We start from the raw sequence: 22,073 nt of genomic DNA on the forward strand, positions 1-22,073 counted from the left end.
GAAAATAACAATAATTTGCTGTGAGCGCCTATTATGAGCCAGTCACCACATATGTCTTTAGCCGATGCGATTTCTACTAGCATCCATGATGATACCAGTGTCGCCAATGTTAACAACAGATTGCGTGCCCCCATCGGCAAAGTAGTCTGTGTTGGTCGTAATTATGCCGAACATGCCCGCGAGCTGGGAAATGAGATACCAAAATCGCCCATCTTATTTATGAAGCCTGCATCGTCAGTGGTCAGTACACGCAATGCCATTGTTCGTCCTGATTCGACAATATATGGCGATACGCATTACGAAGCGGAGCTTTGTATTCAGCTGTCAGCCGATCTATCTGCGGCAACTGCTGAGCAAGCAAAGCAAGCGATTGGTGGCGTGACATTAGGGCTGGATTTAACGTTACGTGACTTGCAAAGTAAGCTAAAAGAAAAAGGTCATCCATGGGAGCGTGCCAAGTGCTTTGATGGCTCTTGTGTACTGGCTGATTGGGTTGACCCACAAGCTTTTGGAGATTTTAGCCAAGTAAACTATCAACTCACCATCAATGATGAGCTCAAGCAAGATGGTGATAGCGCCTTAATGCTGTTTTCAGTTTACGAGTTACTTGCAGAAATTAGCCACGCGTTTAGCTTACAAGCAGGCGATGTGATTATGACTGGCACCCCAAGTGGTGTTGGTATATTGCAAGCCGGTGATCAAGTAAAACTTAAGTTAGGCGCACATGAGTGGGTATCACAAGTACAGTAAACTTGCTAAAGTCGTATTTAACCTCAAACTCATGTCAAAAAATCCCAAGTTAGCGCTTGGGATTTTTTGTTTTATAGGATTACCAAAGCTTCTTGTCATCAGATTGTCATCTAACGTTCAACATACTGTCATGAATACTGAGTAGGATAGCGGCTACTTCATGTTTTTTTGGTACTGTTATAGCAGTGCCATGATGTTTTTTTATGACAATCCAGCCGAATAGCAAGGTGACTGATAATGACACTATTAAGCAATAAGCCAGTAAATAACGATCAGCAAGTAAACAACAATCAAATAAATAATAAGCAAAATCTCGCTCATGAAGTCATTGAAGATTCTAATCCTACTAATAATATGGATTTTCAAACCATTATCAGCCGTCGATTGAACCGCCGTAGTCTATTAAAAGGTGGCACGGGATTAACCGCTGCTGCCTTTTTTGGTGCATTACCATTGGTTGGTCATACCAAAGGCGCCAATAGCACCATGACAGTTCGTAGTGGCGATGATGCTACTGTTCCAGCACATGGTAATCGAAGCCGCCCAGAAACATTAAAGTTCACTGCCGTGGCACATTCGACCGCAGCAGAAATGAGCGTGGCTGATGGTTACAAGGCAGAAATGATATTGCCACTGGGCACACCGCTGATGTCGGGTATCGAGGACTGGAAAGACAACCGTGAGCAATCTGCTGAATCATTTGATTGGCGCATGGGTGACAATCATGATGGCATGTGGTTTTTTGGCAAAACAGGTAATAATTACGATGTCAAAGCCTCTGAAAGCGGCTTGCTAGTCATGAATCATGAATACGTGAACAGCGCCGAATTAAGTCCATTTGGCTATGATGTGAAAAAAGACAGCAGTGCTGAGCCCATCTTTCAAGAAGTTCGCCGAGCCACTGATGTGCGCCGTGAGGTGAATTGTCATGGGGTGGCGGTAGTTGAGATGAAGCGCCGTGCTAGTGGCAAAGGTTACGAGATGGTTCGAGACTCTAAATATAACCGCCGCATCACCAGTAGCACCACGTCACAGCTCACTGGCCCTGTTGCAGGATCTGATTTGGTCAAGACTAAATTTGACCCTACTGGCTTAAAAACACGTGGCATCAATAACAACTGCGGGGCAGGGTTGTCGCCTTGGGGTACTTATTTGACCACCGAAGAGAATTTCTTAGGCGTGTTCGCTCGCGGTAAAGACGCTAGCCAATTAAGTGCTGCCCAAAATTATGGCCGCGAGCGTTATGGTGCAAAAGAAGACCATGCTACTTGGGGTTACTTGTGGCATACACCGAAAGCAGCAGACGCTACCATGGCAGATGAATTTGCACGCTGGAATATGACCGTCGCAGGTAAAACAGCCATTGATGATTATCGTAATGCTTTTAATACTTTTGGCTATATCACCGAAATTGACCCGTTTGATAAAAATGCCATGCCTCAAAAGCGTACAGCTTTGGGTCGTTTTGCTCATGAAAACTGTGCGTTTGCACCTGTTAAGCAAGGTCGCCCTGTGGTGTTTTATATGGGTGATGACTCACGCGGTGAGTATATTTATAAGTTCGTGTCAAAAGCTAAGTGGTCAAAAAGCGATATCGGTGGCGGCCTAAAAGCGGGTGACAAATATATGAACGAAGGCACGCTGTACACGGCAATCTTTAATGAAGATGGCAGTGGTACATGGCAGCCGTTGGTTTATGGTCAAAATGGATTGGACAATACCAACAGTGTACTGCCGTTTAATGGTCAAGATGACGTATTAGTCTTTGCGCGTGCAGCTGCCGATGTGTTGGGTGCTACGAAGATGGATCGCCCTGAATGGGTATCTGTCAGCCCCGTTACTGGCGAAGTGTATGTAACCTTGACCAATAATAAAAACCGCGGCGTCGATGACGATCAGCCTGTTTCAGCCAGTAATCCTCGCAGTTACGATGTGAATGGCAAAGCCGCTGGTAACGATAATGGTCATATTATCCGCTGGGCCGAAACAAATGGCGATCATGCAGCCACCAGTTTTGAGTGGGACATTTATCTATTTGCGTCACCTAGTGACAAGTCTGCAGAGAACCTATCAGGATTGAATGCCAATAATGATTTGTCTTCTCCTGACGGTTTGTTTTTTGACCCGCGCGGCGTATTGTGGATTCAGACAGATGATGGTGCATATACAGACACGACCAACTGTATGCTATTGGCGGCATTGCCAGGCAAGGTCAATGATGGGTCAGTCAAAACAGCCTCAACAGGACAAAATACTCGCATAGGCTTGGCCGCGACCGATGACAATCTTAAGCGGTTTTTTGTGGGACCTGAAGGGTGTGAGGTGACAGGTATTACCATGACGCCAGATTTCAAAACCTTGTTTATCAATATTCAGCATCCTGGTAATGCTTGGGGTGCAGTCAAAGGCGGTATTACGCCAAGATCTGCCACGGTAATGATTACTAAAAATGATGGTGATGTGATATTGGCAGAATCGTTCTCGTAAATCGTTCACGCCATATCGAGCTGGTGACAGACATAAATAACTAAGCGTTTTACCAGAAAAATCTCAAGCCATGGCTTGAGGTTTTTTTGTTTGGGTACAGCATAATCAAAGAACTCTAAAATGGGTACAAGGCAGCCGACTTCAGATTGTACAAGTAGTACCTCTAGAGAAGGTAACACTGTAGCGGTTTAGCAGTTCGCTGGCTATATTAAAAAAACAAGCAACATCAACTGCCTATCAATCCTTTCCAACAATATTTCCTAACAATTAATACACTTCAAAATCCAATGATTTCTTCTATTTACGCTATTTAAAGACTAGTATAGAAAACTATCCTTTTCGCTAAATGTGCCAACACAATGAACGCTATGAGCAACATGATGAACCCTCCAAATTTGCGTTATAAAGACCGTGTAAGCGATAGCATTGGTCGTGACGACAGCGATACTATCCGACACGAACTTGAAGCACATTTTATACCAGACAACAGCGAGCCACTGCACAGTGATTTGTATGAGCAGATAGACCAACTCGAAGCCATTGATGTGGATGAGTTGGTCAAGCTGTTGGCAGATGGCAGTCAAGAAACGATAACGAAACCCGTGTCTTTGACGGATTTTTTTGAAGGCTTAGCTCAGCTTGCGACGGTTGGTGTGGTAGAGGTGACTGATATTGTAGAAGCCATTCACCGCGAAGTGATTTTGCGCCCTCTAGGTCGTTTCAACGAAAATCATTTAAACAAGTGGCAGCGCGGTATCACTGGCCGCATTTATGGCACGATACGTCATGTCATGCTGATGGTGGGTAATAATCTGGCATCGGTGCTCAGAGTATATAAAAATATCATTATGCAGAAGACATCTCAGCCATTGCCTGAGTCCTTAAAAAAACTGGTCAATGTGTTAAATGGCGTCATGGGTGATCATTTGGTCAATAGCCAAAACCCGCTCGCCATCCCGATGGTGCTGTACGATAAAGACGGTAACCCGCAATGTGAAGTACTGTCAGAACATGAAAAACTGCCAGAACGTGAAAAACTATCAGGGCGCGTGGTCATTCTATGTCATGGTCTATGCATGAGCCATTTGAGTTGGCAATCACAAGAGGGTAATGGTCTTGGTAGTGCGATTAGTCTTAGCCAGCCTGATACCACAGTGCTATATCTTGATTATAATACGGGTCGGCGTATCTCACGCAGCGGTCGTAAGTTTTGCCGAATATTGCAAGATTTGGTCGATGATAACCCTAACATCAGTCAGCTAGATTTGGTTGGTCATAGTATGGGCGGCTTGGTCTCTCGTAGCGCGCTGTTTTATGGCGAGCAAGATCATCTAGACTGGGTGAAGCGAGTCGGTAATCTCATTACGCTAGGCTCGCCACATCACGGTGCCGTGCTCGAACGTATTGGTAATTACGTGCAAGAAATTATTGCCAAGCTGCCGTTCGCAGGCTCGCTTGCAAAGCTGGGTGATATGCGCAGTGCCGGCATTATTGATCTGCGTCATGGCAGTATTCGTGATGTTGATTGGAAATCTTTAGAGGGACGTAGTGTGCTGCCACAAGATTTTCGTCATCCTACGGGTTTGCCAAGTGGTATCAAAACCTACTTTGCGGCGAGTGCTCTGGTCGAGACACATTATGAGTCTAAGATGACAGATATGTTGGGTGATGGCTTGGTATCGGTCGCTTCTGCGCTGGGTGAAGATGATATTGAGCATGCGCTATTCGTGCCAGATGGTCACAAAGCAGTATTTTATGGTGTAAGCCATATGAATTTAATCAATAGCAGAAGAGTGCGTGAGCAAGTGGTCGCGTGGTTATTGGATAATGGTCAGCGCGACTATACGGGTGAAGATCGGATATATTCTTATCCTAGGAGTTGGGATGTGGCGGTGTAGAGGCTATTTTCGAGTCTATCCCATTTGTTAATCTTTGTTTAATAGTTACGGTATGGATATCGTCTGAGTATTACTTCTTGAAAGAATTATGTCTTGATTGAAAATATAAAAACCATATTGATCCATACCTATACCTGTATGCATTGATTCATAATGAATAGAAAGCTGACAATGTATTAAAATATCTATTAATATTCTTCGCATTGTATTTATAGTTTTACCTGACTCATCATTATTTTGGGCGTAGTTGCCCAGCGTAGTTTGTTCAAGTGCTAAATCATGTAATGAAAAATTAGAGGTGATTGTAATAATATTTGCATCCAATGTAACTTTGAAAAGTTGTTGCTCTAGAAATTGAGCAATTGGGAAATTCGTATGATTTTGTCTTAAGAACATACATTCGATATCTCTAATATCAGCTTGTCCTCTTGTATTCACATATTCAAAGCTTATTTCAAAGTTCTTTTGATTGAGGTTGCTATCACATATTTGACCAAGTTTTATAAAATTTAGTTCTACAGAGAACTTGGGTTTATTAATATTTTTTTCTTCAGTTGATATTTCCAACTGTTGTTTCGTAATTTCTAATTGCTTCTCAACCACAGATAATTGAGCTTTCATAGCTTTAGACTGTTCTTTTAAGGCTATTTCTGAGCCTTCTTGTGCCAGGACAGATTGTTGTAATGCTTGACGTTGTAGAGTCAATTCTTCTCGTTGAAGTTTTAATTCATTACTTTGTATTCTGTAGCTTTTATAGAACCAGAATAATGCAAGCGGTGCGAAAATACCTGATAAAAAGGCACCTAGTCCACCAAATCCTTCTAAGCTATCAAAGCCTATTACTAAAAGGATTAGCCAGAGAACAACCCAAGCAATAGTACCAACGACTGCCCAATCTATCTTTTTATAGTTCATTGTTTTAGCTCATTTTAACCAAGTTATCCATAATTGATTATAGCAATGAAACTAGAAAATAATCTGGTTTAATAAAGCTTTTATTGAAAAGCAAAAACCCTCAAGCATCACGCTTGAGGGTTCTTTATTAGCACTAATTTATAGTAAGTAAGGCAACTTACCCAGCAAATATCGCTGCTATATCATCTTTATTGAACTTGTAGATTTCACCGCAAAAACCGCAATCCATCTCAAACGTGCCGCCTTGCTCTTCCACGATATCTAATGCCTCTGCTTCGCCAACTTGCTCGATAGCCGTCTCACATTTTTCGCGTGAGCAAGTACAACCGAATGATAACGGCGCAGGTTCAGGTGCGACGATGTTTTCTTCATGATACAAGCGATATAGAATCTCGTTAGCATCGAGGGTGGTCAGCTCTTCGGCCTTGACTGTACGCGTCAATACAGACAAACGTATCCATAAATCATCATCGATACCAGCATCTTCGTTTTGCTCAACTTCATAAGTCTCTGCGGCAGTACGAGGCAGCATCTGTACCAATATACCACCCGCTTGCAGGCCATCAGACGCCAGATTAATCAACGTTGGAATTTGTGCAGATTGCTTTTGGTAATGCGCCAAGCAGTCAGCCAAATTGTCATGGCTACGCTCAACGATACCTTGATATGGCTCGCCACCTTCAGGCTGAATATTGATAAACAATACGCCTTGTCCAGGTTCACCTAGCTCAGCAAAGGCCTCTTTGGCATGGATCATATTGTCCCACGCTTGTACTTGCTCATCCTTTTCAGCTTTCCAGCTGGCAAGGGCGCGGATGACACCGTTGTGATCGCACTCTGCCATTGCCCAGTTGAGCAAGCTGTCGCTGTCTGATGATTGCAACTGAATGGACAAACGGCCATTTATTTTGACCGTGCTGATAAGCAAACTGGCAGCGGTCAGCATTTCACCCAATAAGCGTTTGATGGCTTCGGGATAAGGCTTTTGTGCAATTGTGCTCGCGTAGCTGCGTGATAGGCGCACCACGTCACCACGTACGGGAGAATCTTCGATAAAGAAGCGTTGGCGCACGTCGTTGTCATGATGGTTGCTAGCGGCTTGGCTATCCGTATTTGGGGCTTGAGTGTCTTGTGTCATAGGTCATGTGTAGTATTAAGAAGTTGTTTGCTTTATGGGGATTCATCGTGATTTATCAATCATCTCTCTCGTACTGTTTGCACATATTTATGGTTTATCGCCAGTCTAAATATCACCAAATCTATCTAATTTTGGTATAAGAAAGCCATTCGTAGGTCGTATCTGTATGGCATAACGCTAGGATGAATCTGTGAAAAATTAATTGTCTTGACCGACATACCTATAGATATATGACAGCGACTAGGTGGCTGCACCTGCTTGAACATACATATGTGGAAAAATGAATCCTTTACTAAAAAAGTTTACTACCAGCATTAAATTTGTTGTACAGTAACATTCAGTTGCATTGTGATAAACAACAGCAACAACCGTATGGATACATGGTAACTAGGTTAGGCAATAAGCACTATGTTGTCCAACACTCATTAAATCTCGTAATAATGTGATAAAGGATGTTTTTCATGACTTACTTCTTCTCTAAACCGTTGACTTTAGCTGCTCTAGTGGCATTAGGCCTAACAGGCTGTAATAACAGCAGCGACACTAGCACTGACGCGCCAGCAGATGATGCAGCAGCGACAGAAACCATGAATGGTACGCTACAAAAAATTAAAGACTCTGGCACCATCGTTGTCGGCTATCGTGATTCTTCTATTCCTTTTTCATATGTTGCCGATGATCCTAATCAGCCTATGGGCTATGCACATGATCTAGAGATGAAAGTGGTTGAGGGTATTAAAGAAAAACTCAACATGCCAGATCTAGAAGTTCGTTATAACCTAATTACCTCACAAACTCGTATTCCTTTGGTTCAAAACGGCACTGTCGACTTTGAATGTGGTTCAACAACCAATAACGTCGAACGTCAAGAGCAAGTGGCTTTCTCTAATGGTTTCTTTGAGATTGGCACACGTCTATTGACCAAAGCAGACTCTGGCATCAATGACTTTGAAGACCTAAAAGGTAAGCGCCTAGTAACTACCGCTGGTACGACTTCAGAGCGTTATATTCGTCAGTATAATGACGAGAAAAAGATGGATACCGATATCATCTCTGCTAAAGATCATGGCGAAGGCTTCTTGATGTTAGAGAGCGGCCGCGCTGATGCGTTTATGATGGATGATGTATTGCTAGCAGGCGAAAAAGCCAAAGCTAAAAATCCTGATGAATGGGTCATCGTTGGTACACCGCAATCGTTTGAGATTTATGGTTGTATGATGCGTAAAGATGATGCTGAATTCAAAACGGTCGTAAACGACGCGCTGAACAAAACCTTTAGCTCAGGCGAAATCAATAGCATCTATGACAAGTGGTTCCTAAACCCAATTCCACCAAAGAATGTCAACTTGAACTTTGAGATGTCAGACAACCTAAAAGCACTTATCGCCAATCCACATGATAGCGATCAGCCAAAAGTAGCAGCAGCACAGTAGTATTTGTCCTTCAATCTAGCTTGCTTACGTGTTCAGATCGGACTTATCGCTCATCTGACACGTAAGTTTTTCAATCGCTGTTCGGAGAGACAATCATGAATTATAGCTGGAACTGGGGTGTGCTCTTTGAGCATACGGGTATTGGCAACGAGCTGTATATCCACTGGATGATTACTGGTCTTGGCTGGTTATTACTGATTGGTAGTATTGCTTGGACCATCGCGATGGTCGTCGGTACTGTCTTCGGTATCATGCGTACCTTGCCTAACAAAACAGCTCGTCGCATTGGCACCGCTTATGTGACCTTTTTTCGTAATATCCCGCTGCTTGTGCAGCTATTTTTTTGGTTTTATGTGGCACCTGGTTGGTTGACGCCAGCGCTACAAGAATGGTGGTTTAGAGATTTATCGCCGAATACATCCGCGATGCTCTCAGCCAGTATTGGTTTAGGATTGTTCACAGCAGCTCGTATCGTCGAGCAAGTACGTACGGGTATCGAGTCGCTACCAAAAGGACAGATAAACGCAGCGTATGCACTAGGCTTCACTATTCCGCAAGCTTATAAGCAAGTACTGCTACCACAAGCATTTCGTATTATCTTACCGCCGCTTAGCTCTGAGCTGACTAACTGTTTTAAAAATGCCTCTGTCGCCTCATTGGTTGGTGTCATGGAGCTCATCAGTCAAACCAAAACCATCAGCGAATACACACAGAATAGCCTTGAGATTTATACTTATGCGACGATTATCTACCTCGTCTTCAATCTCTCGCTAATCGCTATTATGGGTTTGATCGAGCGTAAATTAAGAGTACCAGGGCTTATCGCAGGGAGTCAGAAATGAATATGATGACCGAACTTGCGACCGCGTATCCAGGCTTAATGGGTGGCATGATTACCACGCTAAAAGTCCTGTTTTTGGCTATTATCGGTGGTATCAGCTTAGGTACTGTGTTGGCGCTCATGCGCTTATCAGGTATCAAAGCATTAGAGATTCCCGCTAAGCTGTATGTTAATTATTTTAGATCCGTACCGTTACTGTTGGTACTACTATGGTTCTACTTTGCCGTCCCGATGATTTATTTTTGGGTGGCGGGTAAGTATTTACAACTAGATGCAGCCTTTGCCTCTTGTGTGGTCGCCTTTATGATGTTTGAAGCGGCTTACTTCTCAGAAGTCGTCCGTGCGGGTATTCAGTCTATCGGTAGTGGTCAGGTCAATGCCGCAAAAGCGTTGGGCATGACTTATGGCCAAACCATGCGTCTGGTGATTTTGCCACAGGCCTTTCGCAAGATGCTGCCGCTCATATTGCAGCAATGTATTATCTTATTCCAAGATACGACCTTAGTATTCGCTATTGGTCTGACCGACTTCTTCCGAGCGGCATACGTACGTGGTGAACTAATGGGTCTATTGACGCCTTACATCTTAGGCGCAGGCGCTGTGTATTTCGTCCTAAGCTTGGCAGCTTCAGTCGGTGTACAACGCGTACAGAAAAGGTTAAGGTTTTAATAAAGGACTGTTAAGCGTTAGAGTCGATCAGTGCATGGTTATCTGAACATGGTTATCTGATCTCATTTGATAGGCTCTAATGCTTTCAAAATTTAACTGCATTTATTATTAATGTATCGTTGATTCAGTTTAAAAGAGAGACAAGGCAACCGAGTGCAGATGTATATGTAATACTTCAAGCGAGGTTAACGCGGTAACTCTTTTATAGAGGATTGACTATATTTTGACTGAATGCAATTGGGCAAGATTAAGAACAAGGCTAGGAGCCAACGATGAATAATGCTAAAACGTTTATAAATGACTTTGGTGGACTGGTCACAGACAGTGGTCATGCTAGCAGTGAGATGGTCGTTGAGATAGATAGCGTTAGCAAGTGGTATGGTGACTTTCAGGTACTGACTGACTGTACCGCTCATGTCCACAAAGGTGATGTCGTCGTAGTCTGTGGTCCATCGGGTAGTGGTAAATCTACCTTGATCAAGACCGTGAATGGGCTAGAGCCCTTTCAAAAAGGCAATATCATGGTCAACGGTATCTCTGTCGGTGATCCAAAAACCAACTTACCTAAGCTACGTAGCCGTGTCGGTATGGTGTTTCAGCATTTTGAGCTATTCCCTCACTTGACCATCATCGATAATTTAATGGTTGCGCAAATCAAAGTATTGGGCCGTAAAGAAGCGGAAGCCAAACAAAAAGGCATGGCTTATCTAGATCGAGTAGGGTTGACGGTTCAAGCCAATAAATATCCTGCTGAGCTATCAGGTGGTCAACAGCAGCGTGTCGCTATTGCTCGTGCGCTCGCGATGGATCCCATAGCGATGTTATTCGATGAGCCAACTTCAGCACTAGATCCTGAGATGATTCAAGAAGTGCTCGATGTTATGGTAGAGCTGACTCGTGATGGTATGACGATGATGTGTGTGACACATGAAATGGGCTTTGCCAGTCAGGTGGCCAACCGTATTATCTTTATGGATGAAGGTCATATCGTTGAGAACTGTAGTAAGGATGAGTTTTTTGAAGGCGCGAAAAGTGAGCGTGCTCAGCAGTTCTTATCGAAGATTCTCAATCATTAAATAGATTTTGATTTACGATTATTTATAGCGCTGTTTCTAACATAAAGACATGTTCTAAAACTTATTTTTCTTTCCACTGCTAATGGTTATACAAAGCGCCCTATTAAAGACAGTTAAACGCTATCTTTAATAGGGCGCTTTGTATTCAGTTTCTTTTGTATAGCTATTTGAAAAACGACTTGGAGCCTAGGATGTTCACCCCCAAAGCATTTAAAGAGGAAGACTTTGAGGCTATAAAAGCCTTTATCAAAGAGCAGACTCAGGCGACTGTCATTGTAAAAACGAATACAGGATTAGAGGCTTGTCATATTCCGATGTACTGGCAGGATGATGGCAGTCAATACGGTTGTCTATATGGGCACATTGCCAAAATAAACTCTTTGAACAATAATGACAATATTGATACACCGTGGCTGGTTATATTTCAAGATGCCGGTCATTACATCAGTCCCAATTGGTATCCAAGTAAAGCAATAACTCATAAAGAGGTGCCCACATGGAACTATCGTAGCGTGCATATCACAGGATTAGTTCGCCTGATAACTGAGCCTGAAATGCTGATTGAAATCTTAACGAAGCTAACCACAGATTTTGAAGCCAACCAACCTATTCCATGGTCACTTAGTGATGCGCCAGTGAACTACATTCAAGCACTTTGTCGAGCGATTGTTGGTATTCGCATCAATATCACGGATGTTCAAGCACAGTTTAAACTTAGTCAAAATAAGACTGCTGAAAATAGAGCAGGCATAATCGCAGGACTAGGGCGACTGCAAACGGAAAAGGCAGATGAAATGGCTAAGCTAATTGAGTAGACAAGCTTGAAAATATAGTGTTTATGATACTGACGGATGTGATTTTACTTAATGCTATCAACTTAATTAGGATTGACTATGACGCTAAAGCGAACTGTTGGCATACTACTGTTTAATGAAGTAGAGGTGTTGGACTTTGCAGGACCTTTTGAGGTGTTTTCATTAGCTGAAAATGCTGATAACAATAAGTATTTTGACGTTATCACTATAGCTGAGAACCAAGCGCCAATATCTGCTAGGAATGGTCTGCAAGTTATTCCTGATTATAATTTTACCAACCATCCAGACATTGATGTACTAATAATCTCTGGTGGTTATGGTGCTGAAAAAATAGAAATACATAATAAAGTAGTGATTGACTGGATCAAGACTCAAGAAAATTTGGCAGAGCTTACACTTTCAGTGTGTACAGGAGCGTTACTATTGGCAGAAGCAGGTTTGCTGGCTGGTAGGTCAGCCACCACGCATTGGATGGATTTGGATAATCTGGCATCGTATCCTAGTATCAACGTTATCTCTGATACTCGCTTTGTAGATGCCAGTGATGATACATGTAATATTGTCACATCAGCGGGAATAAGTGCAGGCATCCATGCAAGTCTATACTGTATCGAAAAACTAATAGATAGTGAAACCATGCGTGCAACAGCACATCGCATGGAGTTCGATATTAACTAATTAAGTGAGTTATTGGATAGATGAGTGCATGGCTGTTTACTGATACAATAGTGGTTAATATTTTTGATAATTAAAATAATTCATAAACCATATTGGAGTCACTATGAGCGTAGAAAACCTATCTGTAGGATCGAGTGCAGCATCAAACAACGGTATCGTCATTATTGGTGCAGGTTTGGCAGGCTGGCATGTGATTGATGCCATTCGTGCAAAAGACAAAGATATTCCGATTACGTTGGTGACAGCTGATAGTGGCGATCGCTATCATAAACCAATGCTGACCATGGCCATTAGCCAAAAGAAAAGTGCGGCAGACTTGGTAAGAGCGACTGGTGTTGATGCGGCAGAGGCTGCAAATGTTAAGCTACTTGCTAACACGCAAGTAACGGATGTTGACACGACCATTCAACAGTTGCAGCTTATCTCTGCACAGCGCTCAGATCCAGCCAACACGGATTATGCCACGATCGGCTATGATAAGCTGGTGCTTGCCATGGGTGCGCATCCTATTTTTCCAAAAAGCTTGCCAGAGGATTTAGTTTGGCACGTCAATCATATTGAGCGTTTTGGACAGCTGCAAGAAAAGTTAGCCACTGGCAGTCAGCACGTTGCTATCGTCGGTGCAGGTATGGTTGGGACGGAGATTGCAGAGGACTTGTTAAAAGCAGGCCATCAGGTGACACTCATTGATTTAAACGATGCGCCACTATCGCAAATGCTACCGCCAAAAGCGACGGCTCGTATCGCCCAAGCGGTCAAGTCGCAAGGGATTAACTTTTTAGGAGGGTATCAAGTATCGGGTATTACTCGTCTCAGTGATGAAAAACTAGAAGTTAGTTACGAGGCACTGCCATCAGCGACAGAAAGCAGTACTGCTGAGCCAATCGAACCACTCATCGTGGATCACGTGATTGCCAGTACAGGTCTGACGGTCGATGATAAGCTGCCTGCTGCTGCTGGCGTTGAGTTCAATCGCCGCACTGGTATCGTGGTAGATGCGCCAACCTTGCGTACCAGTACTGCCAATATTTATGCGATTGGTGACTGTATGTCTATCGATGGCGTGCCGTGTCGTTACGTCGCCCCATTACGCGCGCAGGCTGCTACCATTGCTGATGATGTATTGGGCCTAGAGCATAACGGCTATGAGCATAAGCCACCAATGATTCGCCTGAAAAACAAAGCAATCTCCGTCATGGTGACAGGTGTGCCACAAGCGACTGGCAATTGGCAGGTCAAGACGGAAAGTGATGAAGAGCTGGTCATGGACTTGCTTAATGATAGTGATGAAGTTAGCGCTACGTTGACCATTAAGTTACCGCCGATCGTTAAAGCTTAGAAGATTAAACCCCTGCCGTTCAAATATTCAATACGGTTATATTGAGTCAACCTTAACACCTAAGTCTTTTAATGTTGCGCTGATTCTTCATTTGAATCATTAAGCCAATTGTACTAGCCATAGTATGATTGGCTTTTTTGTGTCAAATATTTGCCATGATTCTATGTTACATTTTTACTAAGACAAAATATTAATAGCTAATTAAATGATACGCATTGTATTACTATGATTGACAGCCGTTTGTTTACAACGGTATAGTAGTGACAATCTATAAAAGACCTATTCAAGGAAGAGTGACAGGTCTGCCGGCTATCAGCACGTAATATCTATAAATGACAAATACGATAAAAAGTAAAACGAAAGGACTCGTTATGACGCAAACTTCTGATTTTGATGCGACTCACATTGATTTTGATACTATTCTAAATAGCATTCCTAGTATTAATATGGGCGCACGCTCAGCAAATGCACCGCTTACCCAAAGCTATGATAAAGGTCCTGATGTGCCGCTCATTGAAGCGACTATCGGTGATTTTTTTGATGCTATCGTATCCAAGTATCCAGAGCGCGAAGCTTTGGTCTCTCGCCATCAAAATATCCGCTGGACCTACCGCGAGCTACAACAGCAAGTCAATCAACTGGCCAGTAGTATGATTGAGATGGGGCTTGAGATTGGCGATCGCATCGGTATCTGGTCACACAACAATGCTGAATGGTTGCTCATGCAATTAGCGACGGCAAAAGTCGGTGTTATCCTCGTCAATATCAATCCCGCCTATCGTACCTTTGAGCTGCAATATGCCTTGAATAAATTGGGCTGTTCAGCGCTTGTGCTCATGCGTCATTTCAAAACTAGCGATTACGCCAGTCTTATCAGTGAACTGTGCCCTGAGATTTATCATAAAGACTACACCCAGCTTGATTTGGTCGAGATTCCGACGATTGAGCGTATCATTTGGATTGATGAGCCTGACAGTGAAGAGACCTTTGGCTTTATGCAGAAATTCTCTGCATGGATGGCGGAAGGCGATGCCAACGACCCACGTGTTGCAGAGCGTCAAGCCCAGCTCAAAAACACAGATGCCATCAATGTACAGTTCACCAGTGGCACGACTGGTACGCCAAAAGGGGCAACCTTAAGCCATCGCAATATCTTAAATAACGGTTACTTTATCGGTGAGGCCATGAATCTCACCGAAGAAGATAAGCTGTGCATTCCAGTGCCTTTGTATCATTGCTTTGGTATGGTGCTTGGCAACCTAGCGATTCTCACGCATGGCGGCTGTATCGTTTATCCGAATGACGGCTTTGAGCCGCTGACCGTCTTGCAAGCAGTGGAAGAAGACAAATGTACAGGTCTACATGGCGTGCCCACGATGTTTATCGCTGAGCTTGACCATCCAGAGTTTAAAAACTTTGATCTATCGACTTTGCGTACTGGCATCATGGCAGGCTCTAGTTGTCCGATCGAAGTCATGCGCCGTGTCATCGATGAGATGCACATGAGTGAGGTCACCATTGCATATGGTATGACAGAGACCAGTCCAGTATCTTGCCAGACCAATGAACATACGCCGCTTGATAAGCAAGTATCTACCGTTGGCCTAGTACAGCCTGCGCTTGAGGTCAAAGTCATCAATACTGAGACAGGTGAGACTGTCGCATTGGGTGAGACCGGTGAGCTACTCACACGCGGTTATTCAGTGATGAAAGGCTACTGGGGCAGCCGATTTAAAACTCGCGCGGCTATCCAAGATGGTTGGATGCATACGGGTGATTTGGCTACGATGGACGAGGACGGTTATGTCAAAATCGTCGGTCGTAGTAAAGACATGGTCATTCGCGGTGGCGAAAATATTTATCCTGTCGAAATCGAAAATTATCTATATCGTCATCCAAAGATTCGTGATGTACAAATCGTCGGTATTCCTGATAAAAAGTATGGTGAAGTACTCGCGGCTTGGATTATCCCTAAAGAAGCAGACAGCTTAACGGAAGAGGAAGTTCGCCAGTTTTGTAGCGAGCATATTGCCCATTATAAGGTGCCGACTTATTATCGCTTTGTCACTGAATATCCAATGACCATCACTGGAAAAATTCAGAAATATAAAATTATTGAACAAATGAAAGAAGAGTTGGGTTTGTAGAAATTTAACCATTCTAATCTGTTATTTTATGAATAAGATATATGAGTAAAAGCTAAAATAAAGCATAAAATAAAAAAGCCACTCGCATTTACGTATTAAAGAAAAGGGATGTCATGAGCGCTATCATAACCAGTAAACTGAGTCCAAACGCCGCTGAATTTCAGCAAAACAGTGCCGCAATGCAAGCGGTGGTCGATGACTTATATGGTCACTTGCGTAAAGTCGTGCAAGGCGGTTCAGAGCGTGCACGTGCCAAGCATTTAGCCCGTGGCAAACTCTTGCCCCGTGAGCGTGTCGAGCGTTTGCTCGATGTGGGTACACCATTTTTAGAAGTGGCACCGATGGCCGCACACGATATGTATGGCGAAGAGATTCCAGCAGCTGGCGTGATTGCGGGCATCGGTCGTATCAATGGTATTGAGTGTATGATCGTCTGTAATGATGCCACGGTAAAGGGCGGCACTTATTATCCAATGACGGTCAAAAAACATCTGCGTGCGCAAGAAATCGCGCAAGAAAACAATTTGCCTTGTGTCTATTTGGTGGATTCAGGTGGGGCTAACTTACCCAATCAAGATGACGTGTTCCCTGATAAAGAGCACTTTGGTCGCATATTCTTTAATCAGGCCAATATGAGTGCGGCAGGTATTCCACAGATTGCTGTGGTCATGGGCAGCTGTACGGCTGGCGGGGCTTATGTACCAGCGATGAGTGACGAGTCTATTATCGTCAAAGAACAAGGCACTATCTTTTTGGGCGGTCCACCACTGGTCAAAGCAGCGACAGGTGAAGAGGTCACAGCTGAAGACTTGGGCGGCGGCGATGTGCATACCCGTCTGTCAGGGGTCGTCGATCACTTAGCACAGAGCGATACTCATGCGTTATCGATTGCACGCAACATCGTTAGCCATCTAAATCGTCCTGCGAAGCAAGTACCCAATCAAATTAAACCGCGTCCACCACGCTATGATGCCAAAGAACTATATGGCGTCATTCCAACGGACAAGCGCAAGCCATTTGATATCAAAGAAATCATTGCTCGTATCGTCGATGACAGTGCTTTTGATGAATTTAAATCACGCTTTGGCACGACGCTAGTCTGTGGATTCGCTCATATCGAAGGGATGCCTGTCGGTATCATCGCCAACAACGGTATCTTGTTCAGTGAGTCAGCGCAGAAAGGCACACACTTCATTGAGCTATGTTGCAAGCGCAAAATCCCACTAGTATTCCTCCAGAATATCACTGGCTTTATGGTCGGTCGCAAATATGAAAACGAAGGCATTGCGCGTCATGGTGCCAAAATGGTCATGGCAGTCGCCAATGCAAAAGTGCCAAAATTCACGGTCATTGTCGGTGGCTCATTCGGCGCTGGTAACTACGGCATGTGTGGTCGCGCTTATAGCCCGCGTTTCTTATGGATGTGGCCAAATGCGCGAATCTCGGTGATGGGCGGCGAGCAAGCAGCATCGGTATTGGCAACGGTCAAGCGTGACAATTTTGATCGTAAAGGCGAAGCATGGAGTGATGAGGATGAAGCTGCATTTAAAGCACCGATTCTCGATATGTATGAAAAGCAAGGTCATCCGTATTATGCTACTGCACGCATGTGGGATGATGGCGTAATTGATCCTGCTGATACGCGCAATGTATTGGCTTTAGGATTAAGCGCTGCTTATAACGCACCGATTGAAGAGACGACGTTTGGTGTCTTTAGAATGTAATAATTTTAAGGCCTTCCCATAATAAGCTACTACTGCGTCAACCTCATTTGAAGTACGTTTTGTACATCTACATTCGGTTTCCTTGTATTAACATTATTATGGATTGACCAAGAGTTTGTTTAAGTATTTACATAAAAAATATAGAGAAAATAATGCAAAAAAACAGTGATAAAAATTATAAAAGCTTATTGGTTAAAGTAGAACAACACGTGGCTACGGTGACATTAAACCGCCCTGAGATACGTAATGCCTTTAACGATGAAATGATTGCTGAGCTAACCGATGCATTCAATACGCTTGACGCTGATGATGAGGTACGTGTCATTGTACTAGCGGCTGCTGGCAAGGCCTTTTGTGCAGGAGCCGATTTGAATTGGATGCGTGCCATGGCGGATTATAGCTATGAAGAAAACCTAGCAGACGCGGACAAATTGGCACAAATGCTCAAAACTATTTACGAGTGTCCGAAACCAACAGTTGCTGCTATTCAAGGTGATGTTTATGCCGGTGGCATGGGTCTAGTCGCTGCTTGTGATGTGGCCATCGCCGTCAAAATTGCTAACTTCTGCCTAAGTGAGGTGCGTTTAGGGTTAGCCCCTGCGACTATCAGCCCTTATGTCGTCCGAGCACTGGGTGCTAGAGCATCGCAGCGTTACTTCTTAAGTGCTGAAGTGTTTGATGCCAAAAAAGCACGTCAGCTTGGCTTTATCCATGAGCGTGTTAGCGAAGAATGGCTGGCTGATGAGGTCGCTATATTTTGCAGCAAAGTTATCAAAAACAGCCCTGATGCAGTCAAAACCTGCAAACAGCTATTGCACGACGTCGCTGGTGCGCCTATTACAGATGAGCTGATTGCCGATACGGTAAAAGGTATCGCTGATATTCGTTCATCAGAGCAAGGAAAAGAGGGCGTACAAGCCTTTTTGCAAAAGCGTAAGCCCAATTGGTTGACGGCAGGTGAATAATGCACAAGAGATAAATGAGTAAATAGACAAGACCTCAAATAAAAACGATAACACACAGGGATAGTTATGTTTTCTAAAATTCTAATTGCCAACCGTGGTGAAATTGCCTGCCGAGTAGCCGCGACTGCCAAGCGTCTAGGTGTCAGCACCGTCGCTGTCTACTCTGATGCGGATCGTGAAGCTAAGCATGTGGCTGTCTGTGATGAGGCGATCTATTTGGGCGGTTCGGCACCGAAAGACAGTTATCTTAAAGGCGATGCGATTATTGCGATAGCGCTTGAGACTGGCGCACAAGCGATTCATCCGGGTTATGGGTTTTTAAGCGAAAATGCTGATTTTGCGCAAGCCTGTCAAGATGCTGGCTTAGTCTTTATCGGTCCATCGGCTGATGCTATCCGAGCTATGGGCGGCAAATCTGAGTCCAAGCGTTTGATGGAAATAGCTGGCGTGCCATTGATACCGGGCTATCATGGTGACAATCAAGATGCGCAATTTTTGCAGCAGCAGGCCGATAGCATTGGCTATCCAGTATTAATCAAAGCCAGTGCAGGTGGCGGCGGTAAAGGCATGCGTATCGTGGAGCAAAGCAGCGACTTTGTGGATTTATTAGACTCATGTCGCCGTGAAGCCATTACCAGCTTTGGTGATGATAAAGTATTGGTTGAAAAATACGCCTTAAAACCGCGCCATATCGAAATCCAAGTATTTGGCGATACGCATGGCAACTATGTGCATTTGTTTGAGCGTGATTGTTCCGTACAGCGTCGCCATCAAAAAGTATTAGAAGAAGCGCCCGCACCGGGTGTTGATATTGCGATGCGTGAGGCAATGGGCACCGCTGCCATCGAAGCGGCTCGTGCGGTCGATTATGTTGGCGCAGGTACGGTTGAGTTCATCGTTGAGCAGCGTGAAGATTCTATGAATTTTTATTTCATGGAAATGAATACACGCCTGCAGGTTGAGCATCCAGTCAGTGAAGCGATTACGGGTGTCGATTTGGTCGAATGGCAGCTCTTGGTCGCGGCAGGTCACCCATTGCCAAAAACTCAAGACGATCTGACTATCAACGGTCATGCTATTGAGGCGCGCATCTGTGCTGAAAACCCTGACAATAGCTTCTTGCCCGCGACCGGTACGTTGTTTACGTATCAAAAACCTGAACACAGCACCTTTATGATTGATAAAGATGGTACTGGCGTACGTATCGATGATGGCGTGCGCGAAGGTGATGTGATTAGCCCATTCTATGACTCTATGATTGCCAAGCTCATCGTCCATGCGCCAACGCGAGAGCAAGCATTAGCCAAGCTCGATCGAGCACTTGCGCAAACGCGTATCGTGGGTCTGCCGAATAACGCGGCATTTTTACGCTATATCTTAAATACCGATTCGTTTAGCAAAGCCAATCTCGATACTGCTCTGATTGAACATGAGCGCGATGCGATTTTTAATCAGCAGCCTTTAGCCTTATCAACGCTGGTTGTGACCGCCATTACTCGTCAATTTGCGAGCGAGATGGCGACGCAAGAGTCAGATATCGATCCATTTAGCAAACCTACTGGCTTCCGTGCCTATAGCGATTACACCAGATCATTTATCTTGGTTTATGATGAGAGTGCTTATACGGCCGGCATGAGTAACTGGCACAATGCAAGTTGTTCTGATAGTAAAAAGGGTAGCGATAATCTCAGTAGCTTTACGCTCGTTATTGAAAAAGAAATCGCTAATACGCAGGATAATAGCAATATTAATGTAGCTGCTCAGACCGAAACGGTTTATGAAGGCCAAGTGAGCTATGTCAGCAGTGACGAACATAATAGTACGTTATGGTTGGATGGTGCACGTACTAGCGCGCAAAGCTGGGTGCTTAATGAGACCGTTTATGTGTTCACAGACAGTGGCCGTGACGAGATTACGCTTGTTGATATTATGGCGCACGTAGGCGAAGAGTCCGCAGCGGTCGGTAGCTTAAAATCACCGATGCCAGGACAGGTTGTTGCCTTTAAAGTAGCGGTTGGCGATACCGTGAAAAAAGGTGAGCCACTGGCTGTTATTGAAGCCATGAAAATCGAACACACAATTACTGCACCAACGGATGGTGTAGTGGCAGAATTGTTATTTGGCGCAGGTGATTTGGTCGCTGATGGTGACGAGCTATTACGCATCGATAGTGAAAGCGAATAGCTGACGAAGCCTAATAAAAAGCCTCACAGAAAGGCGAATAATAAAAGGGATGATAAGTATGAGCCATTCGTATCCAAGCCATGTCACCATCGTTGATGTCAGTCCGCGTGATGGACTTCAAAATGAGTCAACGACGGTACCGACTGAGGTTAAGCAAACGCTTATCAATGATCTGATTGCGGCAGGTGTCAAAAAGCTAGAAGCAACAAGCTTTGTCTCGCCAAAGTGGGTGCCACAAATGGGCGATAATAGCGCGCTACTTGACGCGCTAGCGCCGACACGGCAGAAAGATATTTGCTACTCAGTCCTAGTGCCCAATATGCGCGGTTTTGAAAATGCCATTTTGCACCGTCCTGACGAAATCGTTATTTTCGGCTCAGCCAGCGAAACCTTTAGTCAAAAAAATATCAATTGTAGTATCGATGAGAGTATCGAGCGTTTTGCACCAGTGGCAGCGGCTGCAAAAGCGCAAGGCATCAAAGTACGCGGCGTTATCTCTTGTACGGTCGGCTGTCCTTATGAAGGCGAGATTGATCCTAGCCAAGTGGCTTACGTCACCAAGCGTTTGATAGAGATTGGTGCTGAGCAAATTGGCATTGCCGATACCATTGGTGTTGGTACGCCGCTCAAAGTTCAGCGCGCGTTACAAGCCGCATTAGAATATGCTGATATTTCTATGCTATCAGGGCACTTTCACGATACTTATGGTCAAGCATTGAGCAATACTTTGGCTGCACTACAAATGGGTGTCAGTGAATTTGATACTTCAGTGGCTGGGCTGGGCGGCTGTCCTTATGCCAAAGGCGCAACGGGTAATGTGGCAACTGAAGATGTGGTGTATATGCTGCATGGTATGGGTATCAGCACAGGTATTGATTTGGATAAATTGGTCGTGGCAGGTGAGCGTATCAGTGCGTTCTTAAAGCGTCCGAATGGCTCAAATGTGGCACGTGCCATCATTAATAAACGTCAGTCTTAAACAGCAAAGTCAATCCACTATAAAAGTATGACAGC

General features: G+C 44.3%; 17 protein-coding genes. 15 read left to right on the plus strand and 2 right to left on the minus strand.

Annotated features, from left to right (window positions below; genetic code table 11):
* The first annotated feature begins 33 nt into the window (after positions 1-33).
* From I6E83_RS02290 to I6E83_RS02300, 3 genes are all read left to right on the plus strand, one after another.
* Positions 34-750 carry a fumarylacetoacetate hydrolase family protein gene (locus I6E83_RS02290; protein ID WP_197099800.1) on the plus strand — a complete coding sequence of 239 codons (717 nt, stop codon included), beginning with the start codon at positions 34-36 and terminating at the stop codon, positions 748-750.
* Positions 751-987: 237 nt separating this feature from the next.
* Complete coding sequence (locus I6E83_RS02295; RefSeq protein ID WP_197099801.1) at positions 988-3,237, plus strand: PhoX family protein; 2,250 nt, start codon at positions 988-990, stop codon at positions 3,235-3,237.
* Positions 3,238-3,614: 377 nt separating this feature from the next.
* A complete protein-coding gene (locus I6E83_RS02300; protein ID WP_227680770.1) occupies positions 3,615-5,135 on the plus strand; it encodes an esterase/lipase family protein in 1,521 nt (506 codons plus the stop codon).
* A 45-nt stretch (positions 5,136-5,180) separates the two neighbouring features.
* On the opposite strand, the gene I6E83_RS02305 is transcribed toward I6E83_RS02300, so the two are convergent.
* Together I6E83_RS02305 and I6E83_RS02310 are read right to left on the minus strand one after the other, a co-directional pair.
* A complete protein-coding gene (locus I6E83_RS02305; RefSeq protein ID WP_197099802.1) occupies positions 5,181-6,050 on the minus strand; it encodes a hypothetical protein in 870 nt (289 codons plus the stop codon).
* Between the two features lie 157 nt (positions 6,051-6,207).
* Positions 6,208-7,188 (minus strand): Hsp33 family molecular chaperone HslO, encoded by a 981-nt coding sequence (locus tag I6E83_RS02310; protein ID WP_197099803.1) that lies wholly within the window; start codon positions 7,186-7,188, stop codon positions 6,208-6,210.
* Positions 7,189-7,649: 461 nt separating this feature from the next.
* On the opposite strand from I6E83_RS02310, the gene I6E83_RS02315 reads away from it, so the two are divergent.
* From I6E83_RS02315 to I6E83_RS02370, 12 genes are all read left to right on the plus strand, one after another.
* Positions 7,650-8,621 (plus strand): glutamate/aspartate ABC transporter substrate-binding protein, encoded by a 972-nt coding sequence (locus tag I6E83_RS02315; protein WP_197099804.1) that lies wholly within the window; start codon positions 7,650-7,652, stop codon positions 8,619-8,621.
* A 95-nt stretch (positions 8,622-8,716) separates the two neighbouring features.
* Positions 8,717-9,463 (plus strand): amino acid ABC transporter permease, encoded by a 747-nt coding sequence (locus I6E83_RS02320; protein WP_189582821.1) that lies wholly within the window; start codon positions 8,717-8,719, stop codon positions 9,461-9,463.
* Positions 9,460-10,131 carry an ABC transporter permease subunit gene (locus I6E83_RS02325; protein ID WP_197099805.1) on the plus strand — a complete coding sequence of 224 codons (672 nt, stop codon included), beginning with the start codon at positions 9,460-9,462 and terminating at the stop codon, positions 10,129-10,131. The genes I6E83_RS02320 and I6E83_RS02325 overlap by 4 nt, the downstream gene beginning before the upstream one ends.
* A gap of 344 nt (positions 10,132-10,475) precedes the next feature.
* Positions 10,476-11,207 (plus strand): amino acid ABC transporter ATP-binding protein, encoded by a 732-nt coding sequence (locus tag I6E83_RS02330; protein WP_194196339.1) that lies wholly within the window; start codon positions 10,476-10,478, stop codon positions 11,205-11,207.
* Positions 11,208-11,398: 191 nt separating this feature from the next.
* Positions 11,399-12,022 (plus strand): FMN-binding negative transcriptional regulator, encoded by a 624-nt coding sequence (locus I6E83_RS02335; protein ID WP_197099806.1) that lies wholly within the window; start codon positions 11,399-11,401, stop codon positions 12,020-12,022.
* Between the two features lie 78 nt (positions 12,023-12,100).
* The gene (locus I6E83_RS02340; protein ID WP_197099807.1) at positions 12,101-12,700 is read left to right on the plus strand and encodes a DJ-1/PfpI family protein; all 600 of its coding nucleotides are present in this window, start codon (positions 12,101-12,103) and stop codon (positions 12,698-12,700) included.
* 103 nt (positions 12,701-12,803) lie between these two features.
* On the plus strand, positions 12,804-14,039 hold the full coding sequence (locus I6E83_RS02345; protein WP_197099808.1) for an FAD-dependent oxidoreductase: 1,236 nt from the start codon (positions 12,804-12,806) through the stop codon (positions 14,037-14,039).
* Between the two features lie 371 nt (positions 14,040-14,410).
* Complete coding sequence (locus tag I6E83_RS02350; RefSeq protein WP_197099809.1) at positions 14,411-16,186, plus strand: AMP-binding protein; 1,776 nt, start codon at positions 14,411-14,413, stop codon at positions 16,184-16,186.
* 113 nt (positions 16,187-16,299) lie between these two features.
* Positions 16,300-17,910: a carboxyl transferase domain-containing protein gene (locus I6E83_RS02355; RefSeq protein WP_197099810.1), complete on the plus strand. Its 1,611-nt coding sequence runs from the start codon at positions 16,300-16,302 to the stop codon at positions 17,908-17,910.
* Between the two features lie 152 nt (positions 17,911-18,062).
* Positions 18,063-18,875 (plus strand): enoyl-CoA hydratase/isomerase family protein, encoded by an 813-nt coding sequence (locus I6E83_RS02360; protein ID WP_197099811.1) that lies wholly within the window; start codon positions 18,063-18,065, stop codon positions 18,873-18,875.
* A gap of 66 nt (positions 18,876-18,941) precedes the next feature.
* Complete coding sequence (locus tag I6E83_RS02365; protein ID WP_197099812.1) at positions 18,942-21,059, plus strand: acetyl/propionyl/methylcrotonyl-CoA carboxylase subunit alpha; 2,118 nt, start codon at positions 18,942-18,944, stop codon at positions 21,057-21,059.
* A 58-nt stretch (positions 21,060-21,117) separates the two neighbouring features.
* The gene (locus tag I6E83_RS02370; protein ID WP_197099813.1) at positions 21,118-22,038 is read left to right on the plus strand and encodes a hydroxymethylglutaryl-CoA lyase; all 921 of its coding nucleotides are present in this window, start codon (positions 21,118-21,120) and stop codon (positions 22,036-22,038) included.
* The last annotated feature ends 35 nt before the right edge of the window (positions 22,039-22,073 follow it).

It is taken from the genome of Psychrobacter sp. SZ93C1 (assembly GCF_015864635.1).
GTDB classification, from domain to species: domain Bacteria; phylum Pseudomonadota; class Gammaproteobacteria; order Pseudomonadales; family Moraxellaceae; genus Psychrobacter; species Psychrobacter fozii.